Here is a 23213-nt window from a genome sequence, read left to right as displayed (position 1 = left end):
CGATCGGTAATGACGGAAAATGCCGTCGAAAATACGGAAGAACGGCCGGTTCAGTCCTCGGCCAGAACGATGATCATATCGCCGGGCCGGAACGTCAGGCATTCCGATTTGGGGATGTTGACCCGCACCTGGGCCTTGTCACCGACGTATCGCTTGACCCCGACGGCGATCTCACCGCGGCGTCCTGCGGCAGCTACGACCGTGGCGAAATTCACCTCCCTGCCGGGCAGCACGTAGTCGCCCGACGGTTTGAGATAGAGCTCACTGCCCTGAGCATCGAACAGATCGCGGAAGACGTCGTAGAGTTCCGAATTCTCGGCGATCTGCGTGAGCAGCATGGACGTGATCTTGTTGCTGACGATGAAGTCGTTCGTGCTGTCCATCGTGGCGAGGGCACGGTTCCGATCGTCGAGCATTTCCGTGACGATGTTGATGTCCTTGCCATGCCTGGCGGCGATGTCGCGCAGATGGATGAGCGTCATCAACGTCCGGGCATCCGCTTCCTGGACGGGGCGCCGGGTGTCGGCAAGGACGATGACGCTGTCGAAGGAAGGAACGTTCGCGGCATCGAGCACGGCACGTGATGTCGTCGTACCGATGGTCGCTCCCAGCATGATGTTCTTCACGTCCCGCCGTAGATCGTCCAGCGCCGCTTCGTGATCCTCGTCGTCGATCAGATGGAGCTTCGTGCCTACCGCGACGTACTGATCCAGTTCCCGCATGATGAAGCGGCCGCGTTCGTTCCATCCGAGCACGAGGATGTTCTCGGCATGGCGCGGCGACGCATCGCGCGTCACGATGGCCGCAGCGTCGACGGCCGGTGCCGTGCCCTGACGCAGCACGACCGTATCGTCGTCCTTCGACAGTGCGATGACGGCATCACCCCTGCCGATGATGGTATCCATCGGCGGGTTGACGAGGATGCGGCCTTCGGCCGTTCGGAGCCCGAACAGTGTGGAATCCTCGTACATCGACAGTGCTTCGAGAAACGTCCTGTCCGTGAGCGCGGGTTCTTCATGGATGTAGAGTTCATCGCCACCGAAGTCGAGCAGCTCGGTGTAGACCATGGAGAGCCCCGGCTGCCGGCATGTCTGCGTGATGATCTGGGAGATGACGAGCTCGCCGGGAATCAGCCGGGCCCGCTCACCGGCGATGATGCGGGCCACCTGGATGTTGTCTTCGTCGCGCATCGTGGCCACGACCGTACCACGCGTGGTCCCAACGTCCGGTGCATTGAGCAGGGCCAGCAGGATCTTCACGACAACGGCATCGGGGTCCTGAATGTCGTCGGGCGCCACGATGATGACGGCACGTGCCTCGTCAGGACGTACAATGGCGAGGTCGGTGATATCGAGCGGAGATCCTGACCGGCAGACGATGCGCGTCACACCGGTCTCCGGAATGCGTGCCCGCAACGCATCTTCCATTTCCATCTTGTCCTTCTCGGCGAGGACGACGACACAGGCCTCATCGAGATTCTCGTTGGCGAGAATCAGTTCATGGACGATGGAATAGATCTGTTCGGACCAGCCGAGGATGAGTGTATGCCTCGTTTCGATCACGAGCGACTTCCCCTTGCGGAGCGTCTCGAGCATGTTCGTGAAACCGGTGGCCAGGATGCCGATCAACGTGGAAAGGACGATGATACCGCCGAAGCTCGCCATGAACATGAGGATGCGATACGACCAGTCCCCTTCGTTGTAGGGCACCCCCGAAGGATCGAAGGTATAGATGAAGATCGTCCACAAACTGTCGAGCGACGTAGCGTCGTCACCCGGACGCGTACCGAGCATCACCATCACGATGAAGACGCTGACGATGATGATGACCATACCTGCCGACAGCGCGAAGAGCATCGCTCCCGTACCGCGCGAGAACAGGTTATCGACGGAGTACCGTATACGTTGACGTATCGTGAACATTCACCCTCTCCTTTTCCGTTCCACCGTGACCCACCCATCGGATAACGAAAAAGCCCTTGAGATCACGTGATCCAAGGGCTTGTCGTGGAGCCAACGACCGGACTTGAACCGGTGACCTGCTCATTACGAATGAGCTGCTCTACCAGCTGAGCTACGTTGGCGCGCTCATTAAGAGTACAAAGTTACGACGCGGATGCCCTTTCGTGCAAGAACGTTTTTTCGACGAGGCCACGAATTGTCGTCACGTAGCGCTCGACGTAGGACGTCACCTGCTTGCGCCGATACTGCATGATGAATCTCGGATGATCAAGATAGTGCACGTCGTCGTAGCCGATCACGGGCTGGACGTAGCGCTGGACGAACGACTTGAGCTTGCCGCTGCCGAGGATCACACAGCCGGACTTCGCCACACCGGCTTCGATCATCGCCCGTTGTCCGTCCAGAACGAAGGGCACGATGTTCCGTTCGAGCGTGCGATCGTCGTAGAAGTTGATGTTGACGCCATCCCGCACGAAGCCCAGCGGACTGAGCGCCGAGAGGAAGACGTCGTGGTACCATCGTTGCGGACCGCCGTAGGCATCGATCACCATGCCGATGAACTCCGCCGACAGCTCGCGTCGACCTCCGATCGACGTCGCGATTCCGAGCTGATCGCTCAGCGATACGGGATCGGTGAACGAGAGTCCGGTGACGCCTGCACCGAAACGCCCGGGATTGATTCCCCAGACACCGATACGTGCGTGACCGCTCGCATAATACCTGCCGCAGAACTCACGAACGACACGACGCACTTCCGCATCGCGATACGGATCGAGGACTTCGAATCCTTCGGGAAGGTCCACGTCGAGTTTCAGCGTCGTCAGGAATCGCGCGACACGCTCGCCGAAGTCCATCTCAGAATCCGTAGACACGCGCGGCCTTGCGGCCGACATAGTCGAGGAAGTCCACTTCCGTCAGCGGACGGCTTGCGACGCGACGGATGATCTCGTCGGGCGTTTCCGTACGGCCGTTATCGTGGATATGCGTGCGGAGCCATTCGCGGATGGGAGCGAAGTCGCCGTTGACGATGCGCGTACGTGCGTCCGGCATCTGCCGTTCGAGCGCATTCCACTCCATGGCTGCGTAGAGCTTGCCGAGCGTATAGGACGGGAAGTATCCGATACCACCGAAGGACCAGTGGACGTCCTGCAGACAGCCTTCCGCATCGTTCGGAGGAACGACGCCGAGCGACGCCTGCATCTTCGTGCGCCAGAGTTCGGGAATGTCCTTCACTTCGATGGTGCCACCGATGAGGTCGCGTTCGATCTCGAAGCGGAGGATGATGTGCATGTTGTAGGTGAGTTCGTCGCTTTCCACACGGTTGAGCGACGGACGCATCTTGTTGATGGCCTTGAAGAACGACTCCGGCGTCTGGTCGGCCAGTTGATCCGGGAAGGCCGCGCGCAACCGCGGGAAGGCCCATTGCCAGAACTCCTCGCTGCGTGCGATGACGTTCTCCCAGAAGAGGGACTGCGATTCGTGGATGCCCATGCTGGCACCCTGCGCCGACGGAGTGCGCGCCAGTTCGCGGGATACGCCCTGTTCGTACATGCCGTGCCCTGCCTCATGGATAAGGCCGAAGAGGCAGGAACGCAGATCGTTCTCGCGGATACGCGTCGTGAGGCGCACATCGGAGATGGCGAACGTCGTGCAGAACGGATGTGCGGAGAGATCGATACGGCCGGTCTCGAACCGGAAGCCGAGGATGTCGATGATCTGCCTGGCCATGTCCAGTTGCTTGTTCCCGTCGTAGGTGCGGTAGAGCACATCGTCCGGGACCTTGTCCTGGAGCGGACCGATCTTCGACAGAAGATCGACCGTACCGGCGCGCAGCCTGTCGAAGACGGGCGTCAGCGACCCCACCGTAGCGGAGGGTTCGTAGGTATCGATCAGATTGTCGTAGGGATGATCGGCAGGACCGAGCAGCTCGGCTTCACGGCGCTTGAGGTCGACCGTGCGCTCGAGCATCGGCTGGAAGATCGAGAAGTCGCTGGCCTGGCGTGCACGCTTCCATGCATCCTGTGCGAGCGAGGCCACGCGGGCCTGTTCCTCGACGAGATCTGCCGGCAACCGGATCGTGCGCGTATGATCCTTGACGAAGGTCTTCACCACGCGTTGATCGCGGTCGCTCAGCGTCCCGATATAGCTGGGCACGGCGGCCACGGCCGCGCGCGCGGCATCGTTCGTCATGAAATCGTGGATCAGCGTCGACAGCGTCGCGAGTTGCTCCGAACGGGCTTCGACGGCACCGTCGGGCATGTACGTTTCCTGGTCCCATCCGAGTACCGCCACGGCCGATCCGAGATCGCTGACGGTATTCATGATTTTCTTCAGCCGGTTGTAGTCTTCCATGGTACACCCTGTTGACAAATGTTCGCTCATTGGTACACCGACCGTCAGATGATCAGCATCGCGTCACCGTAGGCGAAGAACCTGTACTCGCTCTTCATGGCACGCTTGTAGGCCTTGAAGATCGTGTCCTTGCCACCTGCATAGGCCGTTGCCAGGAGCAGCGACGGCGATGCCGGAAGGTGGAAGTTGGTGATGAAGCGGTTGGCGATCTTGAATTCGTAGGGAGGATGGATGAACTTGTCCGTCCATCCGCGGTTGGGCTTCACGATACCGCTCGTGAGAACGCTCGACTCCAGGGCGCGTACGACGCTGCAGCCGACGGCATAGACGTTCTTCTTTGACTTCAGGGCCTTGTTGATCGTGTCGGCGGCATCCTTCGAGATCTCGAAGTATTCACTGTACATGCGGTGCTTGGTGAGATCTTCCACTTCGATCGTCTCGAAGATTCCCTGACCGATGTTCAACGTGACGCGCGCGACCTTGACCCCCTTCTTCTCGGCTGCCTTGAGGAGCTTCTCGGAGAAATGCAGGCCCGACGTCGGCGGAGCGATGGAGCCTACCTTGTCCGGATTGGCGAAGACGCACTGATACGTTTCCTTGTCGAGCTCCGTGGGCTCGCGCTTGATGTATTCGGGCAGCGGCATCTGGCCGATGCGTTCGATCACCTGATGGAGGTCACCATCGTACGAGAAACGCACCGTACGACCACGCGACGTCGTGTTATCGATGATTTCGCAATAGAACCGGTTGTTGTCGAAGTAGATCTTGTTACCGATCCGTACCTTGCGTGCGGGCTCGACGAGGACGTCCCATATACGCTCCTGGGCCTTCAGCTCGCGCAGCAGCATTACCTCGATCTTCGCATTCGTCTTTTCCTTCTTGCCGAACAGCCGAGCCGGGAACACCTTCGTCTCGTTCACCACGATGACGTCGCCCTTGTCGAAGAAACTCAGAATGTCCTTGAATTCCCGGTCTTCGATTTCACCGGTCTCACGGTTGACCACCATCATCTTGGAGGCCTCACGGGGATCGGAAGGAAATTTGGCAACGGATGCCTTGGGGACCGTGAATTTAAATTCCGACAATTTCATGGGTTCTCCTTGCAGACGCTGGATTCCGCGTACTTCGCCGCGGTTCAAAGAGGGCAAAAATACGGCTCCGAACACCCCCTCTTCAATGAATTTTTTGTCATTGTTCTCGGTGAACGTTGACAGATAAGGCACTTAGAAGGTTTTTTGGTGTTGATGTGGTTTCCGACGTATCATAACGGCTTGTTTTCGTTTCGGACACGCTCCCATGTCAGATTTTCAGCTCCAGACCAAGTACGCACCGTCGGGCGATCAGCCCAAGGCCATCGCCGAACTGCTGGAAGGGCTGCGTTCCGGCCAGCAGCATCAGACGCTGCTAGGGGTGACGGGTTCCGGAAAGACCTTCACCGTCTCGAACGTCATCAGCGAGATCCAGCGGCCCACCCTCGTCATCTCGCCGAACAAGACCCTGGCCGCCCAGCTCTACGGTGAATTCAAGAGCTTCTTCCCCAACAACGCCGTCGAATTCTTCATCTCCTACTACGACTACTACCAGCCCGAGGCCTACATCCCGTCGACGGACGTGTTCATCGACAAGGACTTCTCCATCAACGACGAGATCGACCGGCTCCGCCTCCGCGCCACGAGCGCCCTGGTGGAAGGCCGGCGCGATACGATCGTCGTCGCCTCGGTCTCCTGCATCTACGGCATCGGTGCGAAGGAGGACTTCAAGGACCAGTTGCTGTTGATCAAGGAAGGCATGGAACTCAGCAGACAGAAACTGCTGTATCGATTGTCCGACATCCACTATTCGAGGAACGACTTCGAGTTCGCCCGCGGCACGTTCCGTGTACGCGGAGACGTGGTGGACATCATGCCCGCTTATGAAGACAACCGTGCCATCCGCGTGGAGTATTTCGGCGACGAGATCGAGAAGGTCTCGTGGATCGACCGCCGCGACGGCAAGGTGCTCGAACGCATCGGCTCCATGCTCCTCTATCCTGCACGCCTCTTCGTGACCTCGCAGTCGAACCTCGCCCGTGCCATCGTCGACATCAAGGACGAGCTCGTGCACCGTCTGAAGGAACTGCGCGACATGGGCAAGCTGCTCGAAGCACAACGCCTCGAACAGCGGACGCTCTTCGACATCGAGATGATGAAGGAAGTGGGATACTGTTCCGGTATCGAGAACTATTCCATGCATCTGAGCGGACGCAAGCCCGGCGACAAGCCGAACTGCCTGCTCGACTACTTCCCCGACGACTTCCTGCTCGTCATCGACGAGAGCCACGTCACGGTCCCGCAGGTACGCGCCATGTACAACGGCGACCGCGTGCGCAAGACGACGCTCGTGGAGCACGGCTTCCGCCTGCCGAGCGCACTGGAGAACCGTCCGCTCAAGTTCGAGGAGTTCGAGGCCCACGTCAACCAGGCCATCTACGTGAGCGCCACGCCGGGCACGTACGAACTCGAGAAGAGCATGGGCGTCGTCGTCGAACAGGTGATCCGTCCTACCGGCCTGCTCGATCCCCACATCGACGTACGTCCGGTGAAGAACCAGATCGACGACCTGCTGGGCGAGATCCGGGATCGCGTGACGAGAAGCGAACGTATCCTCGTGACGACGCTGACGAAGCGGATGGCCGAGGACCTCACCGACTACCTCCACAACCTGAACATCCGCGTAGCCTACATCCATTCCGACGTCGACTCGCTGGAACGTGTGGAGATCATCCGCAATCTGCGTCTCGGACAGTTCGACGTCCTCATCGGCGTCAACCTCCTGCGCGAAGGCCTCGACATGCCCGAGGTGACCCTGGTGGCCATTCTCGATGCCGACAAGGAGGGTTTCCTACGCAGCGAACGTTCACTCATGCAGACGGCAGGACGGACGGCCCGTAACGCCAACGGCCTCGTCATCTTCTACGCTGACCGCATCACCAATTCGATGAAGGCAGTGATGGACGAGACGAATCGCCGTCGTGCCCTGCAGGAAGACTACAACCGGGAACACGGCATCGATCCTAAGACAGTTTATAAATCTCTCGAAGAGATACTCGAATCCACATCGGTAGCGGACATGCAGACGAAGCGTGTGGAACGTCAGGCCGAAAAGGAACATGCCCGCCTGAAGCGTGCTGCGGAGCCCATCGCGAAGTACCTCACGCCCGAACAGCGCAAGGAAATGATCGACCAGATGTTCGTGGAGATGAAGAACGCCGCCCGCGACCTGGACTTCGAACGCGCAGCCGAACTTCGGGACGAGATCACCCGCCTGCAGGCGATATGACGGCACGATAGAGGCCGACGAGATCCTTCACCCTGCGATCCCACGAGAATTCTGCCTTCGCGAAGGCACGCCCCCGTTCTCCCATCGCCCGAGCATGCTCACCATTGACCAGCAGATCCACGCAGGCATCGGCGAAACTCCCGATGTCATCGGCGATGACGACCTGGCCGCCGTTGACGACCGGCAGCCCCTCGGCACCGACACTCGTCGTCACGAGTGCGACACCCGCGGCCATCGATTCGATGATCTTGATCCGTACACCGCTGCCGCTGAAGAGCGGAACGACGGAAACGGCCTTGCTTCGGCGAAAGACGAGCGCGTCGTCGATCTCGCCGTGGACGACGACATGCCGACCGTCATGCAGGGCCAGGATATCCGCGCCGGGATTCCGCCCAGCGACATGCAGCACGGCCTGGGGCAGCCGCTCGACGATCGATGGCATGACCCGCTCGATGAACCATATCGCACCTTCGACGTTCGGCGCCCATTCCATGCTGGAAAGGATGCAGAGCGTGAAGGGCTCCACCTCGATGGCGTCGAGGGTATCGTCCGGTGGCATCATGATTCCCGGCATGACGACGTCGACGACGGTACCGGGTGCCACCGACCGGAACCACGCGGCATCGTCGGGAGAGATCGCCGCCACCCCCGACAGGGCGCGCACGGCCTCCATTTCGAATCGCTTCGTCCTCTCCGCCAGATGGCGTCGGTATCTGCGCTCCATCACCGAAAGCCGCCGCTCACCGGCAAGGCGCTCCATGATCCTGTGCTCGACGTTGTGGGCTCGCAGGACGACGGGAGTGTCACTCCATGCGCGGCCCGCCCTGCGTATCGCCAGGCCATACCAGGCGGTGAACAGTGACTCGCACTGGATGACGTCGTAGGGACCACGCTCGTCGAGGAGGTCGAAGAGGCGGCCGAGTGCGGCATCGCTGACGAAACGCTCGAGCCAATACGATAGTGGAATCGTTCCGCCATCGGACGATACACGCCGCGGCATGAACAGATTCTTCAGCGCACCGGGTGCCGTGATCTCCGTATCGATGTCGACGGATACGACGTGGGAGCAGATATCCGCCACGACGCCCGGCGGTTGCCGGTGCCGCGACGTATTCAGCACGAAGACATCGACATCGTGACCAGCCTTCGTCAGTTCACGCACGGTTTCGAACATGACGATGGCGCCGCCATCGCGAGGCGGATACGGAATGCGTGGAAGGATGACGAGAATGCGCATGATGAAGCCGCAAATATAGCCCGTATCTTTGCCCGTATGTCCGAACCCCGTCGTGTCCTGCTCGTTTCCCACTCTTCCGTCGTGGACGTCTATCAGGACAAACTCCGTCATCTCGCACGTCAGCCCGGTATCGAGCTGACGTTGCTGTTACCGGAACGGTATCGCGAAGGCAATCGCGTCGTCGAAGCATACAAGGGTGACGGCACCTATCGAGTGATCACGCGCCCTGCGCCATTCGCGGAACGGGGACGGCAGAACGGCTTCTGGTTCCGTGGACTGCGTTCCGTCTTCCGCACCGTTCGCCCCGACATCCTCCATCTCGAGGAAGAGCCGGAAAGCCTCGTTTCCGTGCAGCTCGTACGCCACGCACTGCGCATGAAACGTCCGCCGTCCATCGTCGGCTTCACCTGGCGCAACTGGCCCATGCCCTATCCGCACTGGCCCCTATGGCATCCGAAACGCATCCTGTTCTCCCTGTTGCAGGGCATCACGATACCGCACCTCGACGCCATCATCGCGGGAACGCACGATGCCGAACCGGAATACCGGAAGCTCGGCTATGAAGGCCCCGTATCGCTCATTCCGCAGTACGGTGTCGACCCCGGGCTGTATCGTCCGCTCCCCGACCGCCGCGATGCGGTACGCGAACGTCTCGGCCTGCACGGCAATAGCCTCGTCGTGGGTTTCGTCGGACGCGTGATGCGGATGAAGGGACTCGACGTACTCGTCGACGCGCTCACGATGACGAAGGATAAAGGCATCACCGTGGCCATTCTCGGCGATGGAGACTATGCCGATGCCGTACGCGAACGTGCGAGGAACAGTGGTGTCGCCGACAACATCCGCTTCCTTGCCGGAGTACCGGCGCGGGAGGTTCCCGACATCCTGAATGCCTTCGACGTCCTCACGGTTCCCTCGCTCTCTGCACCGCACTGGCGCGAGCAGTTCGGCCGCGTCATCATCGAGGCCATGGCATGCAGGGTTCCGGTGATCGGCTCGGATTCCGGCGAGATTCCGTGGGTCATCGGTGATGCCGGTATCGTCACGCCCGAAGGTGACGCACAGGCACTGGCCAACGCCATCGTACGAATGCGCGACGACCCGGACGAGCGTCGGCGCCTCGCCATCGCAGGCGAGCGGCGCGTACACCAGCACTACACGAACGAACGTCTCGCCGAGGCCATCGCCGGCGTATACGAAACCTTGCCAACGAGGAAACGATGACGGACTACAGGCAGCACTTGTACGGACAGTACACGACGGTCCAGGGCCGCTTCGCCGACGAAGCCGCATTGCGCTCGAACGTGGCGAACCAGCAGAACGACTATCGTGCCACGATATGCGGCTACCTTCCGACGGAACGTACGGCTCACGTCATCGACCTCGGCTGCGGCTACGGCGCCTTCCTGCTGCTACTTCAGGACATGGGCTACGAGAAGTGCGAAGGAATCGACCTGAGTGAAGAACAAGTGACCACGGCCCGTGCGCTCGGTGTGCGGAACGTCCGCGCAGGCGACGTCATGGAACTGCTCGCCGAACGGAGCGACGTCCAGTGCATCACGATGATCGACGTGATCGAACATCTCAACCGCAACGAAGCCATTTCCGTACTGTCGGCGTGTCACCGGGCCCTGGCACCCGGTGGACGGCTGATCCTGCGTACGCCGAATGTCGATGCCGCCTTCGGCACCGTTCTCTCCTACGGGGACCTTACGCACGAACTGCATCTGAACAAGCTCTCGGCTAACGAACTGTTCGCGTCGTTGCCGTATACGAACGTCGGAGTTCTGCCCGTACCCCCCGTCGGGGGCAACCTCGTTGCCCGGACCATCAGAAGCATCGTCCGCCCTTTTGCGTCATTGCACAGGCGTATCCTCGGCATCGTCTACGGCATGCCACAGTCCTACTATCTCGATACGCCGAACATGATCATCGTCGCACGGAAGTAGCGGCGGCCTCCTCGATCAACTCCCAGAGCCGCTCCGCAGAACGATCCCACGAATACATCGGCGCACGGGCCAGGCCTGCCGTCCGTAACGACGCCCGGAGTCCGGCGTCGCCGTCCAGACGGCGCATGCCGTCCACCATGGCCTCCACGTCATGCGGGTCCACCATCAGCGCCGCATCGCCTGCGACTTCGGGAAGCGAGCTCACGTTCGACGTGAGCACGGGTGTTCCGCTCGCCATGGCCTCCACGACGGGCACGCCGAATCCTTCGAAGAACGGTACGAAGGTGAGTGCCGTCGCAGCCGCCATCACACGGGCGAGATCTTCGTCCTCGAGATATCCGGTGAAGATGATGTCGTCCTTGCACGGCAGCGCCTCGAACGTCTTCCCTATCGCATCGTCCCTCCATCCGCGTCGTCCGGCGATGAGCAGGCATGTGGTGCTTGCCGTTTCCGCCTTGAACCGTGCGAAGGCACGAAGGAGGTTGACGACGTTCTTGCGTGGTTGAAGGACTCCGACGAAGAGGAAGAACGGCAAGCCGCGGCAGAACCTGTCGCGCACCTGCTGGCGCCCGGATTCGTCGAGCGGATGGAAGATATCCCGCACGCCGTTGGAAACGATCGAGATACCGTCGACGGGAATATGGCAGTTCTCGGAGATGTCCCTGCGGGAGAACTCCGATATCGTGGCCAGCCGCGTGGAAGCGCGGGCACAGGCCGCGAACATCCAGCGATAGTAGGCACGCGTGATCGGTTCGATCTGCTCCGGAACGTGGATATAGCCCATGTCGTGAAAGACGTTGACGGTGGGCACGGGAGATTTCAGAGGGATGAAGCCGTTCAGGGATACCAGGACGTCGCACCGGTACTTCCTGAGCATACGGGGCAGGCTCAGGTTGTACCACATGTAATACAGGGCATGACGTCGGGCCTGGGGTCCTGCCGAAACCGGAGTGACGTTGGGCCCGTAGATGAAGCGTGGATCCCACTTCCGGTCGAACATCATCACGAACCGGTGTTCCGGGTGATTCTGCACGATTCGGCGGAACAGTTCGTGGGTATACCAGCCTATTCCCTCCATTTTTCTCGGCAACAGCAATCTGGCGTTCAGGCCGACTATCATAATCCTCCAGTATCTGCGTCAGGAACCTGCGGTGACGCAGTCGGATGCGTTGTATTTTTGACGTCGATGTCCCATCCCCGAGTACCCGAATGTCCCAAGCTTCCTTCCCGACGGTAGCATTGCTGCGCATGCTGATGCGCCGCAAATGGATCATCCTGATCGTCGCCGTCGTGTCGGCCGTAGGTGCCTATCTCTATGCACGTACGTTGCCCGAATACTTCCGTTCGACCGTCAACTGCGTTCCGCCGAAAAGCGACAATTCATTGCTGGGTGGAGCCCTGGGGGGCATTTCCTCCACACTCAAGGACTTCGGTCTGACGAAGCTCGGCGGCAAGGGAGGCGACAGCTACGAGTTCATCGTCCTGCTGTACAGCCGTACGCTGCGCGATTCGATGATCTCGCGCTTCGACCTCGCGAAGGAGTACGAACTCGAGGGCAAGCCCCGGATGTACGTCCGCGAGGAGCTGGAGAAGAACCTCGAGATCAACCTCCATGCCGAAGGCAATTACGAGATCACCTTCTGGAGCCGCGAGCCGCAGAAGGCCGTGACGATGTGCACGACGTTCGTGAGCTTCGCCAACGATCTGGCCAACCGCATCCAGCGCGAGGAAGCTACGAAGGCGACGAGCTATCTGGAAACCAGGCTTCACGCCATGGACAGTGCCATGGTCGATCTTACGGATACGCTGAGTGCCTTCTCCCGGCGGTACGGGATCTTCTCGCCGCTCGATCAGGCCAAGGCATCGGCCACGGGCCTGAGCGAGATCAAGGCCAACGTCCTCAAGCAGGAAACGCTGCTCGGCCTGCTGCGCCAGAACTACGGTCCGGACGATCCGCAGGTGCGTACGCAGTCGGCCCTGGTCCAGGAACTGAAGGATCAGTATCAGCGTGTCACCACGCAACCGGGCTTCGCCGGCAACTTTGCCATTACCGATGCCGCGGGCGTCGGTGTACGGTATATGAAGGTCTATACCGAATTCGAAGCCTATGCCAAGGTGAAGGCCTTCCTGATGCCGACGCTCGAGCAGACGCGCCTCGACATGCAGAAGAACACGCCGAGCCTCATGGTCGTCGATGCTCCCATCGTCGCGGAAAAGAAGGACCGTCCCAAGCGCTCCCTCATCGCCGCCGGTGCGGGCGTGGGCGGAGGCATCATCATGGTGCTGATCTTCCTCGCCATGTACGCATGGCGTTCGCTCCAGACGCCTGAACAATCCGCATGACGACGATGACGCTTCCACGGATCACTCCGATCGCCCTTCTCCTGGGTGCGATCGGTGGAATCCTGGCCATCATCGGTTTCGTGGTCAGCCTCGACCTCGGCCTGCCCTGGCTCATGCCCGTGCTGATGATCGGCGTCGGCATCCTGGGTGCGATGTTCAAGCGTCCGCAGGTATGGATAGGCGTCTATCTGTTCGCCATGCCCTACTTCCTGACGGATACGGGCAAGGGCCTTTCGGCCGCCGAGGTGGCCATCGGTGGCTTCTTCTCCGTATCCATCATCGTCTGGCTGGTCTGGCGTATGGCCGTGACCAGGGCCCCCGTCATCAAGACATGGGCCGACTTCCTCATCCTGCTCTTCATCGTGTTGAGCGGACTGAACGTCATTCCCGCCCTCTGCAACGGCGTCGATCCGATGTCGTGGACATCCGAATGGATCCTGTTCTTCCTCATGCTCTATTACTTCCCGATCCGGGAATACTTCGGCAAGGACGAGAAAAGCTTCCGCACCTTCCTGCTGCTCTGCGCCATCTCGGCCCTGTTCATGGCCATCTACAGCATGTTCATCTACAAGCAGCGGATGTCGGCCGGTCTCCTCTACGCCTATCAGCTCTGGTCGTCGCGCAGCGTCCTGCTCGGCCCCATCTTCCTGCTGACGATCATCCTCAGCCTCATCGGCATCTTCCATGCCCGGTTGCGGACGAAGCTGGCGCTGCTCTTCCTGCTGGCCGTGAACGGTGCGGCCCTGCTGCTGACGTTCACGCGTACGCTGTGGGTCTTCTTCGTCATCTGCATGGCCATCGCCATGTTCTTCCTGCGGGCTGGCCAGAACCTGCGGCTCATCGCCTCCGGCATCGCCGTCTGCGCGGCCGTCTTCATCGGTGCCATGGCCTACAATCCCAAGCTGGCCGATATCGCCCTGACCGTGGTCAAGAACCGCATCAGCTCGTCGACCCAGCTCACGGGGGGCGACTATTCGTTCGAAACGCGGCTGATCGAAGCCGAGGTGGCCTGGCGCGAAATCCAGCAGTATCCCCTGGGCGGTAGCGGTATTCGATCCCGCATCCTGGCCTGGGCGCCGATCGAGGGCTGGCACAACAACACCGCCTTCATGCACATCGGCTACGTGAGCCTCGTCTACAAGGTCGGCTTCCCGACCGCAATTCTCATGTTCGTCGTCCTCCTGGTCTTTTCCGTCATGGCTATACGGAATGTCTGGCTCATTCGTCGTGATAGCCGGGCAGGACCCTTTTTCGTGGTATCGGTCGGAATGTTCTGTTTTCTGCCCGCGGTCTTCGTGAACATCTTCATGACCGGCTTCTTCGACCAGCGCTACGGAAACGTTATGTTTGCCTTCATCTTTGCGTGCATCGCCATCGTGCACGATCACATCTCGCAGCAGCACCACAATGACAACCGTATCTGACGGTAGCGGGTTCGGCTCCCCCCTGCGTCAACGCATCTTCTTATGGCTGGTGTTCTCCATGGCCATCGTCTATGTGGGACGGCTGGCCTATCTGCAGATCATCCAGGGTAACGTCTATCGCGTCAAGGCCGAAACCCAGGCTATCAAGCAGGTCAAGATCGAGCCGTTCCGCGGGAACATGATCGACAGGAACGGCCACTACATCGTGCAGAACGCACCGGGCTTCTCGGTCACCGTCACCCCATACGAATTCAACGACGAATCGTGCAGGCACCTTTCGGCCGTCCTGGGTGTTCCCCAGGCCCAGATCTGGCAGGAAGTACGCAAGGCCGCCACGTTCAACAAGTTCGCCGCCGCCAAGATTCCGAGCGGACGTGACGTCGGATTCGAAGTCATCAGCGCCATCGAGGAGCAGCGTGACGACCTGCCGGGCGTGGATATCATCATCGACCCGAAGCGCCTTTATGCCTTCGACGGCAACGCGGCCCACCTCCTCGGCTATACGCGCGAAGTCAGTGAATGGCAACTGAAGAGCCTCGGCGATTCCTACGACCCCGGAGACGTGACGGGCCAGACCGGTCTCGAGAAAGCCTACGAGCCCTTCGTCCGCGGAACCAAGGGCTTCCAGTTCGTAGCCGTGAACAAGTCCGGCCAACGCGTGGCCAGCTTCAACGACGGCAAGAGCGACCAGGCCGCACTCGAAGGGTCGGACCTCTATCTCGGGCTCGACATCGAGCTGCAGGAGCTCGCCGAGAAGCTCATGGCCGGCCATACGGGCGGGGTCGTGGCCCTCGATCCCAATAACGGCGAGATCCTGGCCTACGTGAGCAAGCCGGACTTCGACCTCCGCAGTTTCACCGGCAAGACGTCCCGTACCTACTACAACCAGATCCACGACGACAAGGGCGTTCCCCTCTTCAACCGCGTCAGCATGCCGATCTATCCGCCGGGTTCGACGTGGAAACCACTCATGGCCCTCGCAGGCCTGCAGGAAGGGATCATCACGGACAAGAGCACGCTCTACTGCGCAGGCGGCTTCACCTTCGGCAACCGCACGTGCAAATGCCACGGCGGGGTCCACGGGGCCATCGACGTCAACCGCGCCATCGCCTCGTCCTGCAACGCCTTCTTCAACCAGATCGCCGTCAAGCTCGGCGTCGAGCGTTTCCATCAGTACGGTTCGATGTTCGGGTTCGGACAGAAGACCCGTGCCGACATCACGGAAGAAGCGCGCGGCATCCTGCCCTCACGTGCCTACATGAACAAGGCCTACGGCGAACGTGGATGGACGAACTACGCCCTCGTGAACTGGGGTATCGGTCAGGGAGAGGTACAGGTCACACCACTTCAGATGGTGACCTACATCGCCGCTATCGCCAACGAAGGAACGCTGTATCAGCCCCATGCCGTGCGCGCCATGTACAACAAGCAGCTCAAGCAGCGACAGAACGTTTCCTACGACTCGCAGAAGATTCCGATCGAAAATCGCCACTTCAAGACGGTCAAGAACGCCATGCGTCAGGTCGTGACCAACGGTACGGCCCGCATAGCAGACGTCCCCGGCTTCGACGTCTGCGGCAAGACCGGGACGGCCGAAACCAAGCAGGGGGACCAGGGATGGTTCGTATGTTTCGCCCCGAAGGACAATCCCCGCATCGCCCTCGTCGTGACGGTCGAACGCGGTGGCTTCGGTGGCGTGGTGGCCGCTCCCATCGTACGCAAGCTGCTTGAGAAGTTCTTCCTGAACAAGTGGCCGGAAGACGTCAAACGGGACAGTACGTGGGTGAAGCAGGCCGGTGGGCCAGCCGGATCGGGACAGAAGGACGGCAGCAAGCCCGCATTACCTGCCCCGGCGCCCAGGGGTCCGTTCGGTGTCACGATCAGCGAGGCGCGTACGACGAACAGGGAATAACAACGTTCGTTACCATATGCACGGCAACTGGATATCAGGTATGCATCCACATCGACACCGTTCCGGTATTGCCGTATCCCCGGCCCCGATCCTGCTCTTCCTCGGTATCCTCGTCTGTATCCTGACTGGCTGCGGTGACGGCGATGCCTCGAACGGTGAACGTACCGTCCTGAGACTCTGGCATTTCTGGTCCGAACCGGCACAACGCGCCGTCCTGCAACAGCAGATCGCGGACTTCCAGCGCAAGCATCCCTTCGTCGTCGTCGAACTCACGGAACTGCAATGGTCCGACGGCAAGGCCAAACTCCAGCTCGCCTTCAATTCGGGTAATCCGCCCGACGTCGTCCACATCGGCATGGAATGGATTCCGCAGTTCGCCGCAGCCGGTGTCCTCGGCAGATTGTCCGATGACAACGCCGACCGCTTCCTGCCCGGAGCACGTAGTGGGGGCATCTTCGGAGACTCGACGGTTGCTCTTCCATGGGTCGTCAATACGCGGGCCCTCATGATGCAGACGACATTGCACGAGGCCAGGTCAGGAAAGACGATGCTGGACGTTATACGTGCCTATCACGACCCTGCCCGGGGCCGCTACGGATTCGGTATCGCGAGCAACGAACCGCATAACGTCATGAAACGCGTACTGCCCTTCATGATCGCCGGAGGCAGCAAGGCCTTCCTGTCCAGACCATATTGGTCCACGCTGGACGACAGTGCAGTCGTGGCGCTCGAACGCTACGTCTCGTTCTGCGACTATGGCATCAACGAGTCGTCACGGAACCTGGACGAACGCTTCGTCCGTGGCGACGTCGGTGTATGGGTCAGTGGTGCATGGATACTGGCTTCGGCCGCGCGGACCGGACGGTCCGCATCGTTCACCGTCCTCGACGGAATCTTCCCTCTCACCGATATCGCTACGGCTCACCACGGGAGCATTCTCAGCGGCGACTATCTCGCCGTAAGCAATGCGTCCGTGCATCGGCACGAGGCGATGCTCCTCATCGACTACCTTACGAGCGACAACACCGCTCTGGCCTTCTGCGAAGCCATACCGGATGCGGGAGTACCCGCCGGCAGGCAGGCGCTCGATACAATGCGTGAACGCCTCCAGGACGCCAATGCCATCGCTTTCTGCGATGCCGTCGAACAGGCACCCTCCATCGAACAGAGCGTCCACTTTCTCGATGCAGAGCGGATCTTCGAGGAAGAGGTGATGATGGCCATCTATCGGAAGAAGACGGCACGCCAGGCCGTCGCCGATGCCCGGGACCGCATCAGGTCCGTTGAGACGCGCTGAGTTCCAGCCACTTCCGGGCCATCCGCAGCATCGAGTCTTCCGTCGTATAGCGTTCCAGTTCCCGAATCGGCACCCATGCGAGGTCGTGCGACTCGCCGCTCACCACATGGTCCGTATGCCCCGCACGCAATGCGTAACGGACGTCGAAGTGCAGGTGGCCCGCGTCGCTGCCGCGTGCAGGAATGGGATGGACGTCCACATCGAAGATATCGTCGGTCACGGCCTCGTAGTCGTCGATGCCCGACTCCTCACGGGCTTCCGTGACGGCCACGCGCAGGACGTTTCCATCGCCATCGGCATGACCTCCGAGCTGGAGCCACTTGCCGAGCTTGCGATGATGCGTGAGCAGGGTGCGCTCTCCCGACGGATCGACGACCCATGCCGAGCCCGTGATATGGCCTTCGGCCGTACTCCGTTCGAAACATCCGGGTTCTCTGGATACGAACTCCATCACCCTGTCCACGACCTCCCCTTCTTCCGGATAGCGGCTCCGGTATTCACCCAGGGAGGAAAGAAGTTCATTTCTGGCACGCTCACCGTTCATGGTCTTCGTAGGTTTGTACATGGCAAGATTCATGATAACGATCGAGTACGAAGGTACGCGATACTCCGGTTGGCAGGTACAGAAGAATGCACGGACAGTTCAGGGTGAGCTGATGCGTGCCATCGGGGAGGCGACGAACACCGACAGATTCGAATTCATGGGCTCGGGACGCACGGATGCCGGTGTCCACGCCCTGGCCCAGGTCGCCCACCTCGAGATCGCGACGCAGCTCGCTCCTCACATCCTCCGCATGCGCATCAACGACACATTGCCGGCCGATATCAACGTGATCGACGTCGCCAAGGCGCATCCCCGCTTCCATGCACGCCATCACGCCGTCTCCCGTGGCTATCTCTACCAGATCGCCCAACGCAGGACGGCCTTCGGTAAACGGTACGTATGGTGGGTGAAGGATCGTCTGTCCGCCGATGCGATGCATCAGGCCTGCGGTGTCTTCCAGGGTTTCCATGACTTCCGGTCGTTCACGGCCGACGATCCCGACGAAAAGTCGACGACAGTGGAACTTCAGGAATGCTCGCTGCATGAAATGGGTCAGATGCTGGTGATCCGTATCCGTGGATCACACTTCCTGTGGAAGATGGTACGTCAGATGGTGGGGATGATCGTCGAAGCAGGACGCGGAACCACGACACCGGACACCATCGCAGGCCTTCTGCGCAGTCATTCCACGTTGCCGGCCACGTCGACGGCACCACCGTCGGGACTCTTCCTCGACCATGTCCTCTACGAGGAAGGACCACCCCCACCCGTGCGGCCACTCATCACGCTTTGATCACAATTCCACAGGTGCACCGATGATGATACGAATGAATGCCGGTATCATGGCACTCTTTCTCGTGACGACGGCATGCACTGGAGGGGAATCCGGTACCGCTCGGAGCCACGGTTCCTCCGTCAGGATCTATTCTACCAAAACCAATACGGTGACCGTCATGAACAAGATCGTCAAGACCGACGAGGAATGGATGAAGGAGCTTTCCCCCGAAGAGTTCCGTATCGCACGCAAGAAAGGTACGGAGCGCGCCTTCACGGGAAAGTACTGGGACAACCACGAGAAAGGCATCTACACCTGCCGCTGCTGCGGCACCGAACTGTTCAGGTCGACGACGAAATTCGAATCCGGTACGGGCTGGCCGAGCTTCTTCGATCCCATCGCGAAGGAGAACGTCATCCTTCGACCCGACAACTCGCTGATTCCCGAACGCACCGAAGTTCTCTGCGCACGATGCGAAGCCCATCTCGGCCATGTCTTCGATGACGGCCCGAAACCGACGGGTCTGCGCTACTGTCTGAACTCGGCGTCGCTCGACTTCAGGAAGGAATGAGGACGCCGGGGCTTGGTATCCTCACGATTTCGGGTCTTCCCTCCGAATACGAAATGCCCGATACGAAAAGCCCGTCCGGATCGACGATCCGGACGGGCTTCTTCATTTCGACCGATCGCAGTCGGCTCAGTGGCCGGCCGGATTGTGGAGTCCTTCCCTGATCCGGCGGCGCAGACGTCGGCGAGCCGAACGCAAGTTGAAGGTATAGAGTGCGAAGTACAGGCACGGTACCACGACGAGCGTGAGGAACGTGGCGAAGCTGAGACCGAAGACGACGGCCCATGCCAGGGGTCCCCACATCGCGGCGCTGTCGCTACCGATGTGGAAGTGCGGATCCTGGAAGCTCAACAACGCCCAGAAGTCGATGTTGAAGCCGATGGCCAGCGGAATCAGACCGAAGATCGTCGCCGATGCCGTCAGGATGACGGGATTGAAACGGATGGCCCCACCTTCGATGATGGCGCGGCGTGTTCTCCATCCCTGGCTCTTCAGCAGGTCCGTGAAGTCCACGAGCACGATACCGTTCCGCACTACGATACCACCGAGGGCGATGATCCCCACGCCGGTGATCACGATGGAGAACGTGATATCGAAGAGCATGAAGCCGATGAGAACACCGATCAAGCTCATCGATACCGTGGAGAGAATCAGCAGCGGCTTCGCGACGGAGTTGAACTGCATGACCATGACGAGGAAGATGAGCATCACGGCCACGAGGAAGGCGATCGAAAGGAACTGGGCCGATTCGGCCTGGTCTTCCTGCTCGCCCGTCTGCTTGATGTCATAGCCTTCGGGAATGTCCATTCCCTTGATGGCTTCGGTGATGTGCTGGTTGACCTCGTTGGCGTTGAAGCCCTGGAGGACGTTCGAGCTGAGCGTCACCACACGCTTCTGGTTCTTCCGGTTGATACCGGCGAACGTCGACGAGTACTTGACCGTAGCGACGCTCGAGATCGGAATCTGACGCAACAGTCCCGAGCTCATCTCACGGAACGTAAGAGGCAGGTTCATCATGGCTTCCACGTCGTGGCGCATGCTTTCCGCCACGCGGATCTGGACGGGATATTCATCCTCCCCTTCTCGGAATTTGGTTGCTTCGGCACCATAGAGTGCCGAACGCAGGGCCATACCGATCTGGGCCGTGGAAATCCCTTCGTGATTCGCCTTCTCGCGATCGATGATGACGCTGATCTCCGGCTTGCTCCGCTCGAGATCGCTCTTGAGCTTCTCGATGCCACCGACGTGCAGGGAGTCCACGAGCAGCGTCTTCACCTTGCCCGTGAGAGCGACGAGTTCCGCGAAGTCGTCGCCGCTGATCTCGATGTTGATGGCCTTACCCGTCGGAGGACCGTTGGCATCCTTCTCAACGGCGATTTCCACGCCTGCCAGGTCCTTCAGCGCGTCACGAAACTTCGTCAGGTACTGCGCCGTGGACTTGCCATGACGGTCCTGGAATTCCACGAAGGCCACCGTGACCTTGCCCTTGTGAGGAGCCACCGTACGGTCGGGATTCTGCGGATCGCCGGCACCGATACCGACGTTGGAGATCATCGACTTGACGAGGTCCATGTCGTTCTCGATCACCTTGGCGACGCGTTTCTCGACGATCTTGACGACGGAGTCCGTCTGCGCCGCATCCGTACCGATGGGCATCTTGACGTAGACATAGGCATTGTTGGGATCGCCATCGGGGAAGAAGACGACTTCCATACCGACCACGCCAGCGGCCATGATCGTCAGCACGAGCAGTCCCATCATGCCGGAGATGATGGCATAGGGACGGCGTCCCTTGAGCGCCCAGCGCAGGACGTCGCGATATCTGTCCATGATCATCGGAAGCAGCTTCTGCTGGAACGGCGTGATGAGCTTGGGCGTGAGGACGTAGTAGTTGAGCAGCCAGAAGCCGAACGTGAGGATTGCGATCGTAGCCACTGCCAGGGCACCCGACGTTGCGGCCAGCCCGGCGATGAGCAACGTGATGAGCAGACGGATGATCACCTTGCGGCTCGTCAATCGGGGCGTGGGCTTGTCCATGAAGTCGACGGCGAACACCGGATTCATGATGTAGGCCACGATGAGCGACGCCGTCAACGTGATGATGAGGACCGCCGGCAGGTACTTCATGAACTCGCCCACGATACCCGGCCAGAAGAGCAGCGGGAAGAACGGTGCGAGCGTCGTGAGCGTACCGGCCACGACCGGTGCGAACACCTCGGCGGCAGCATACTTCGTTGCCGTCTTGATGTCGATCCCCTCCTTCGTGTGCAGACGGTGCGTGTTCTCGATCACCACGATGGCATCGTCCACGATGATGCCGAGTGCGAGAAGGAAGGCGAAGGTCACGACGATGTTGAACGTGAAGTCCAGACCCGGCATGACGAGGAAGGCAAGGAAGGACGACAGCGGCGTCGCCAGACCGATGAAGAGGGCATTCTGCACGCCCATGAAGAACATGAGCACGATCGTCACCAGCAGGAAGCCGATGATGATGGTGTTGATGAGGTCCGCAAGGTTCGTCCGCGTCGCCGTGGACATGTCGTTGGTGACGACGATGGAGATGTTGGGCGGCAACTTCGTCGCCGCGTACTCCTTGACGAGCTTCTGGATCTTGTCGGAAGCGTCGATGAGGTTCTCACCGGCCTTCTTGAGGATACTCAGCGTGACGACGGACTTGCCGTTGAGACGGGCGTAGCTCTGCTGTTCCTTGTTGGTCTCGACGACGTTGGCGATGTCGCGCAGATAGACGGCGTTGCCGCGGCCACCGCGGACGACGATGTTCTTGATCTGCTCGACGTCCGTGAATTCACCGCTCACCTGCAGGTTCCGGCGCACGCCGCTATTGAGGAGTTCGCCGCCGGAAATGTTGACGTTCTCGGCACCGATGGCGCGGGATACGTCGTCGAAGGACAGGCTGAGCGTCTGCATCTTGTACGGATCGAGGTCGACGCGTACTTCCTTTTCGAGAGCACCGATGATGTCGGCACGACGGATTTCACGCATCGATTCGACCTTGTCCTGAAGTTCGTCGGCATAGTTCTTCAGGTTGTCCAGACCGACGTTACCGGCGATGTTCACGAACATGATCGGGAATTCGGAGAAGTCGACTTCGGCGACGTCCGGTCCTTGCGTGAGATCGTTCGGCAGGTCGGTCTTCGCGCGGTCGACGGCATCGGTCACGCGCTGCTTCGCGATGGTAGGCGTGATACCTGTATTGAATTCGACCACGATGATCGAGGCATCCTGGATCGAGTTGCTCGTCACCTTCTTGACGTCGGCGACGGACTTGATCTGCTTCTCGATCTGGCGCGTGATCAGGTTTTCGACGTCGGTGGGAGACGTACCCGCGTTGATCGTCGTCACGAGAACGGTCGGTACGACGATATCGGGGAACTGTTCCTTCGGGAGCTGGATATAGGTCAGCACACCGAGGATGGAGATGATCACGGTCAGAACATAGATCGTGACCTTGTTGTCCACCGCCCACGACGTGATGGGAAATTTCTTGTGATGTTCCATGTTGTAAACAGGTC

The 23213-nt window shown here is 60.1% G+C and carries 17 protein-coding genes and 1 tRNA gene; 9 read left to right on the top strand and 9 right to left on the bottom strand.

Annotated features, from left to right (window positions below; translation table 11 throughout):
- Nucleotides 1–50 precede the first annotated feature (50 nt).
- The 5 genes from BGO89_01585 to BGO89_01565 all read right to left on the bottom strand — a co-directional run bounded on the left by BGO89_01585 (nt 51) and on the right by BGO89_01565 (nt 5404).
- The gene (locus BGO89_01585; protein ID OJX61295.1) at nt 51–1922 is read right to left on the bottom strand and encodes a hypothetical protein; all 1872 of its coding nucleotides are present in this window, start codon (nt 1920–1922) and stop codon (nt 51–53) included.
- 85 nt (nt 1923–2007) lie between these two features.
- A tRNA-Thr gene (locus BGO89_01580) sits at nt 2008–2083 on the bottom strand.
- A gap of 21 nt (nt 2084–2104) precedes the next feature.
- Nucleotides 2105–2815 carry a hypothetical protein gene (locus tag BGO89_01575; GenBank protein ID OJX61294.1) on the bottom strand — a complete coding sequence of 237 codons (711 nt, stop codon included), beginning with the start codon at nt 2813–2815 and terminating at the stop codon, nt 2105–2107.
- Between the two features lies 1 nt (nt 2816).
- A complete protein-coding gene (locus tag BGO89_01570; protein ID OJX61293.1) occupies nt 2817–4313 on the bottom strand; it encodes a hypothetical protein in 1497 nt (498 codons plus the stop codon).
- 44 nt (nt 4314–4357) lie between these two features.
- Nucleotides 4358–5404, bottom strand: a complete 1047-nt coding sequence (locus tag BGO89_01565) for a tRNA preQ1(34) S-adenosylmethionine ribosyltransferase-isomerase QueA (GenBank protein ID OJX61376.1) — start codon at nt 5402–5404, stop codon at nt 4358–4360.
- Between the two features lie 205 nt (nt 5405–5609).
- On the opposite strand from BGO89_01565, the gene BGO89_01560 reads away from it, so the two are divergent.
- Nucleotides 5610–7631, top strand: a complete 2022-nt coding sequence (locus BGO89_01560) for an excinuclease ABC subunit B (protein ID OJX61292.1) — start codon at nt 5610–5612, stop codon at nt 7629–7631.
- Here the strand turns inward: BGO89_01560 and BGO89_01555 are convergent.
- Nucleotides 7609–8979, bottom strand: coding sequence for a hypothetical protein (locus tag BGO89_01555; protein ID OJX61291.1), 1371 nt, complete (start codon nt 8977–8979; stop codon nt 7609–7611). The genes BGO89_01560 and BGO89_01555 overlap by 23 nt on opposite strands.
- Here BGO89_01555 and BGO89_01550 point away from each other — a divergent pair.
- Nucleotides 8950–10092, top strand: coding sequence for a hypothetical protein (locus BGO89_01550; protein ID OJX61290.1), 1143 nt, complete (start codon nt 8950–8952; stop codon nt 10090–10092). The genes BGO89_01555 and BGO89_01550 overlap by 30 nt on opposite strands.
- Nucleotides 10089–10817: a hypothetical protein gene (locus BGO89_01545; GenBank protein OJX61289.1), complete on the top strand. Its 729-nt coding sequence runs from the start codon at nt 10089–10091 to the stop codon at nt 10815–10817. Before BGO89_01550 ends, BGO89_01545 begins: the two co-directional genes overlap by 4 nt.
- On the opposite strand, the gene BGO89_01540 is transcribed toward BGO89_01545, so the two are convergent.
- The gene (locus BGO89_01540) at nt 10798–11937 is read right to left on the bottom strand and encodes a hypothetical protein (protein OJX61288.1); all 1140 of its coding nucleotides are present in this window, start codon (nt 11935–11937) and stop codon (nt 10798–10800) included. The two genes, BGO89_01545 and BGO89_01540, sit on opposite strands and share 20 nt — an antisense overlap.
- 89 nt (nt 11938–12026) lie before the next feature.
- On the opposite strand from BGO89_01540, the gene BGO89_01535 reads away from it, so the two are divergent.
- The 4 genes from BGO89_01535 to BGO89_01520 are packed head-to-tail and all read left to right on the top strand — an operon-like array spanning nt 12027 to nt 17793.
- A complete protein-coding gene (locus BGO89_01535; protein OJX61287.1) occupies nt 12027–13160 on the top strand; it encodes a hypothetical protein in 1134 nt (377 codons plus the stop codon).
- Nucleotides 13157–14584, top strand: a complete 1428-nt coding sequence (locus BGO89_01530) for a hypothetical protein (protein OJX61286.1) — start codon at nt 13157–13159, stop codon at nt 14582–14584. Before BGO89_01535 ends, BGO89_01530 begins: the two co-directional genes overlap by 4 nt.
- Nucleotides 14585–14642: 58 nt before the next feature.
- Entirely contained in the window at nt 14643–16496 is a 1854-nt protein-coding gene (locus BGO89_01525) for a penicillin-binding protein 2 (GenBank protein OJX61285.1), read from the top strand.
- A gap of 40 nt (nt 16497–16536) precedes the next feature.
- Nucleotides 16537–17793 carry a hypothetical protein gene (locus BGO89_01520; GenBank protein OJX61284.1) on the top strand — a complete coding sequence of 419 codons (1257 nt, stop codon included), beginning with the start codon at nt 16537–16539 and terminating at the stop codon, nt 17791–17793.
- Here BGO89_01520 and BGO89_01515 read toward each other — a convergent pair.
- Nucleotides 17771–18337: a hypothetical protein gene (locus tag BGO89_01515; GenBank protein ID OJX61375.1), complete on the bottom strand. Its 567-nt coding sequence runs from the start codon at nt 18335–18337 to the stop codon at nt 17771–17773. The two genes, BGO89_01520 and BGO89_01515, sit on opposite strands and share 23 nt — an antisense overlap.
- 19 nt (nt 18338–18356) lie before the next feature.
- Between BGO89_01515 and BGO89_01510 the strand changes: the two genes are divergently transcribed.
- Both BGO89_01510 and BGO89_01505 read left to right on the top strand, forming a co-directional pair.
- Nucleotides 18357–19130, top strand: coding sequence for a tRNA pseudouridine(38-40) synthase TruA (locus BGO89_01510; protein OJX61283.1), 774 nt, complete (start codon nt 18357–18359; stop codon nt 19128–19130).
- A gap of 160 nt (nt 19131–19290) precedes the next feature.
- A complete protein-coding gene (locus tag BGO89_01505; GenBank protein ID OJX61374.1) occupies nt 19291–19683 on the top strand; it encodes a peptide-methionine (R)-S-oxide reductase in 393 nt (130 codons plus the stop codon).
- Between the two features lie 126 nt (nt 19684–19809).
- On the opposite strand, the gene BGO89_01500 is transcribed toward BGO89_01505, so the two are convergent.
- The gene (locus tag BGO89_01500) at nt 19810–23199 is read right to left on the bottom strand and encodes a copper transporter (GenBank protein OJX61282.1); all 3390 of its coding nucleotides are present in this window, start codon (nt 23197–23199) and stop codon (nt 19810–19812) included.
- Between the last annotated feature and the right edge of the window lie 14 nt (nt 23200–23213).

The organism is Candidatus Kapaibacterium thiocyanatum (genome assembly GCA_001899175.1).
GTDB lineage: Bacteria > Bacteroidota > Ignavibacteria > Kapaibacteriales > Kapaibacteriaceae > Kapaibacterium > Kapaibacterium thiocyanatum.
The sequence above is the reverse complement of the archived record's forward strand: the minus strand, read 5'-3'. Positions and strand labels throughout refer to the sequence as shown.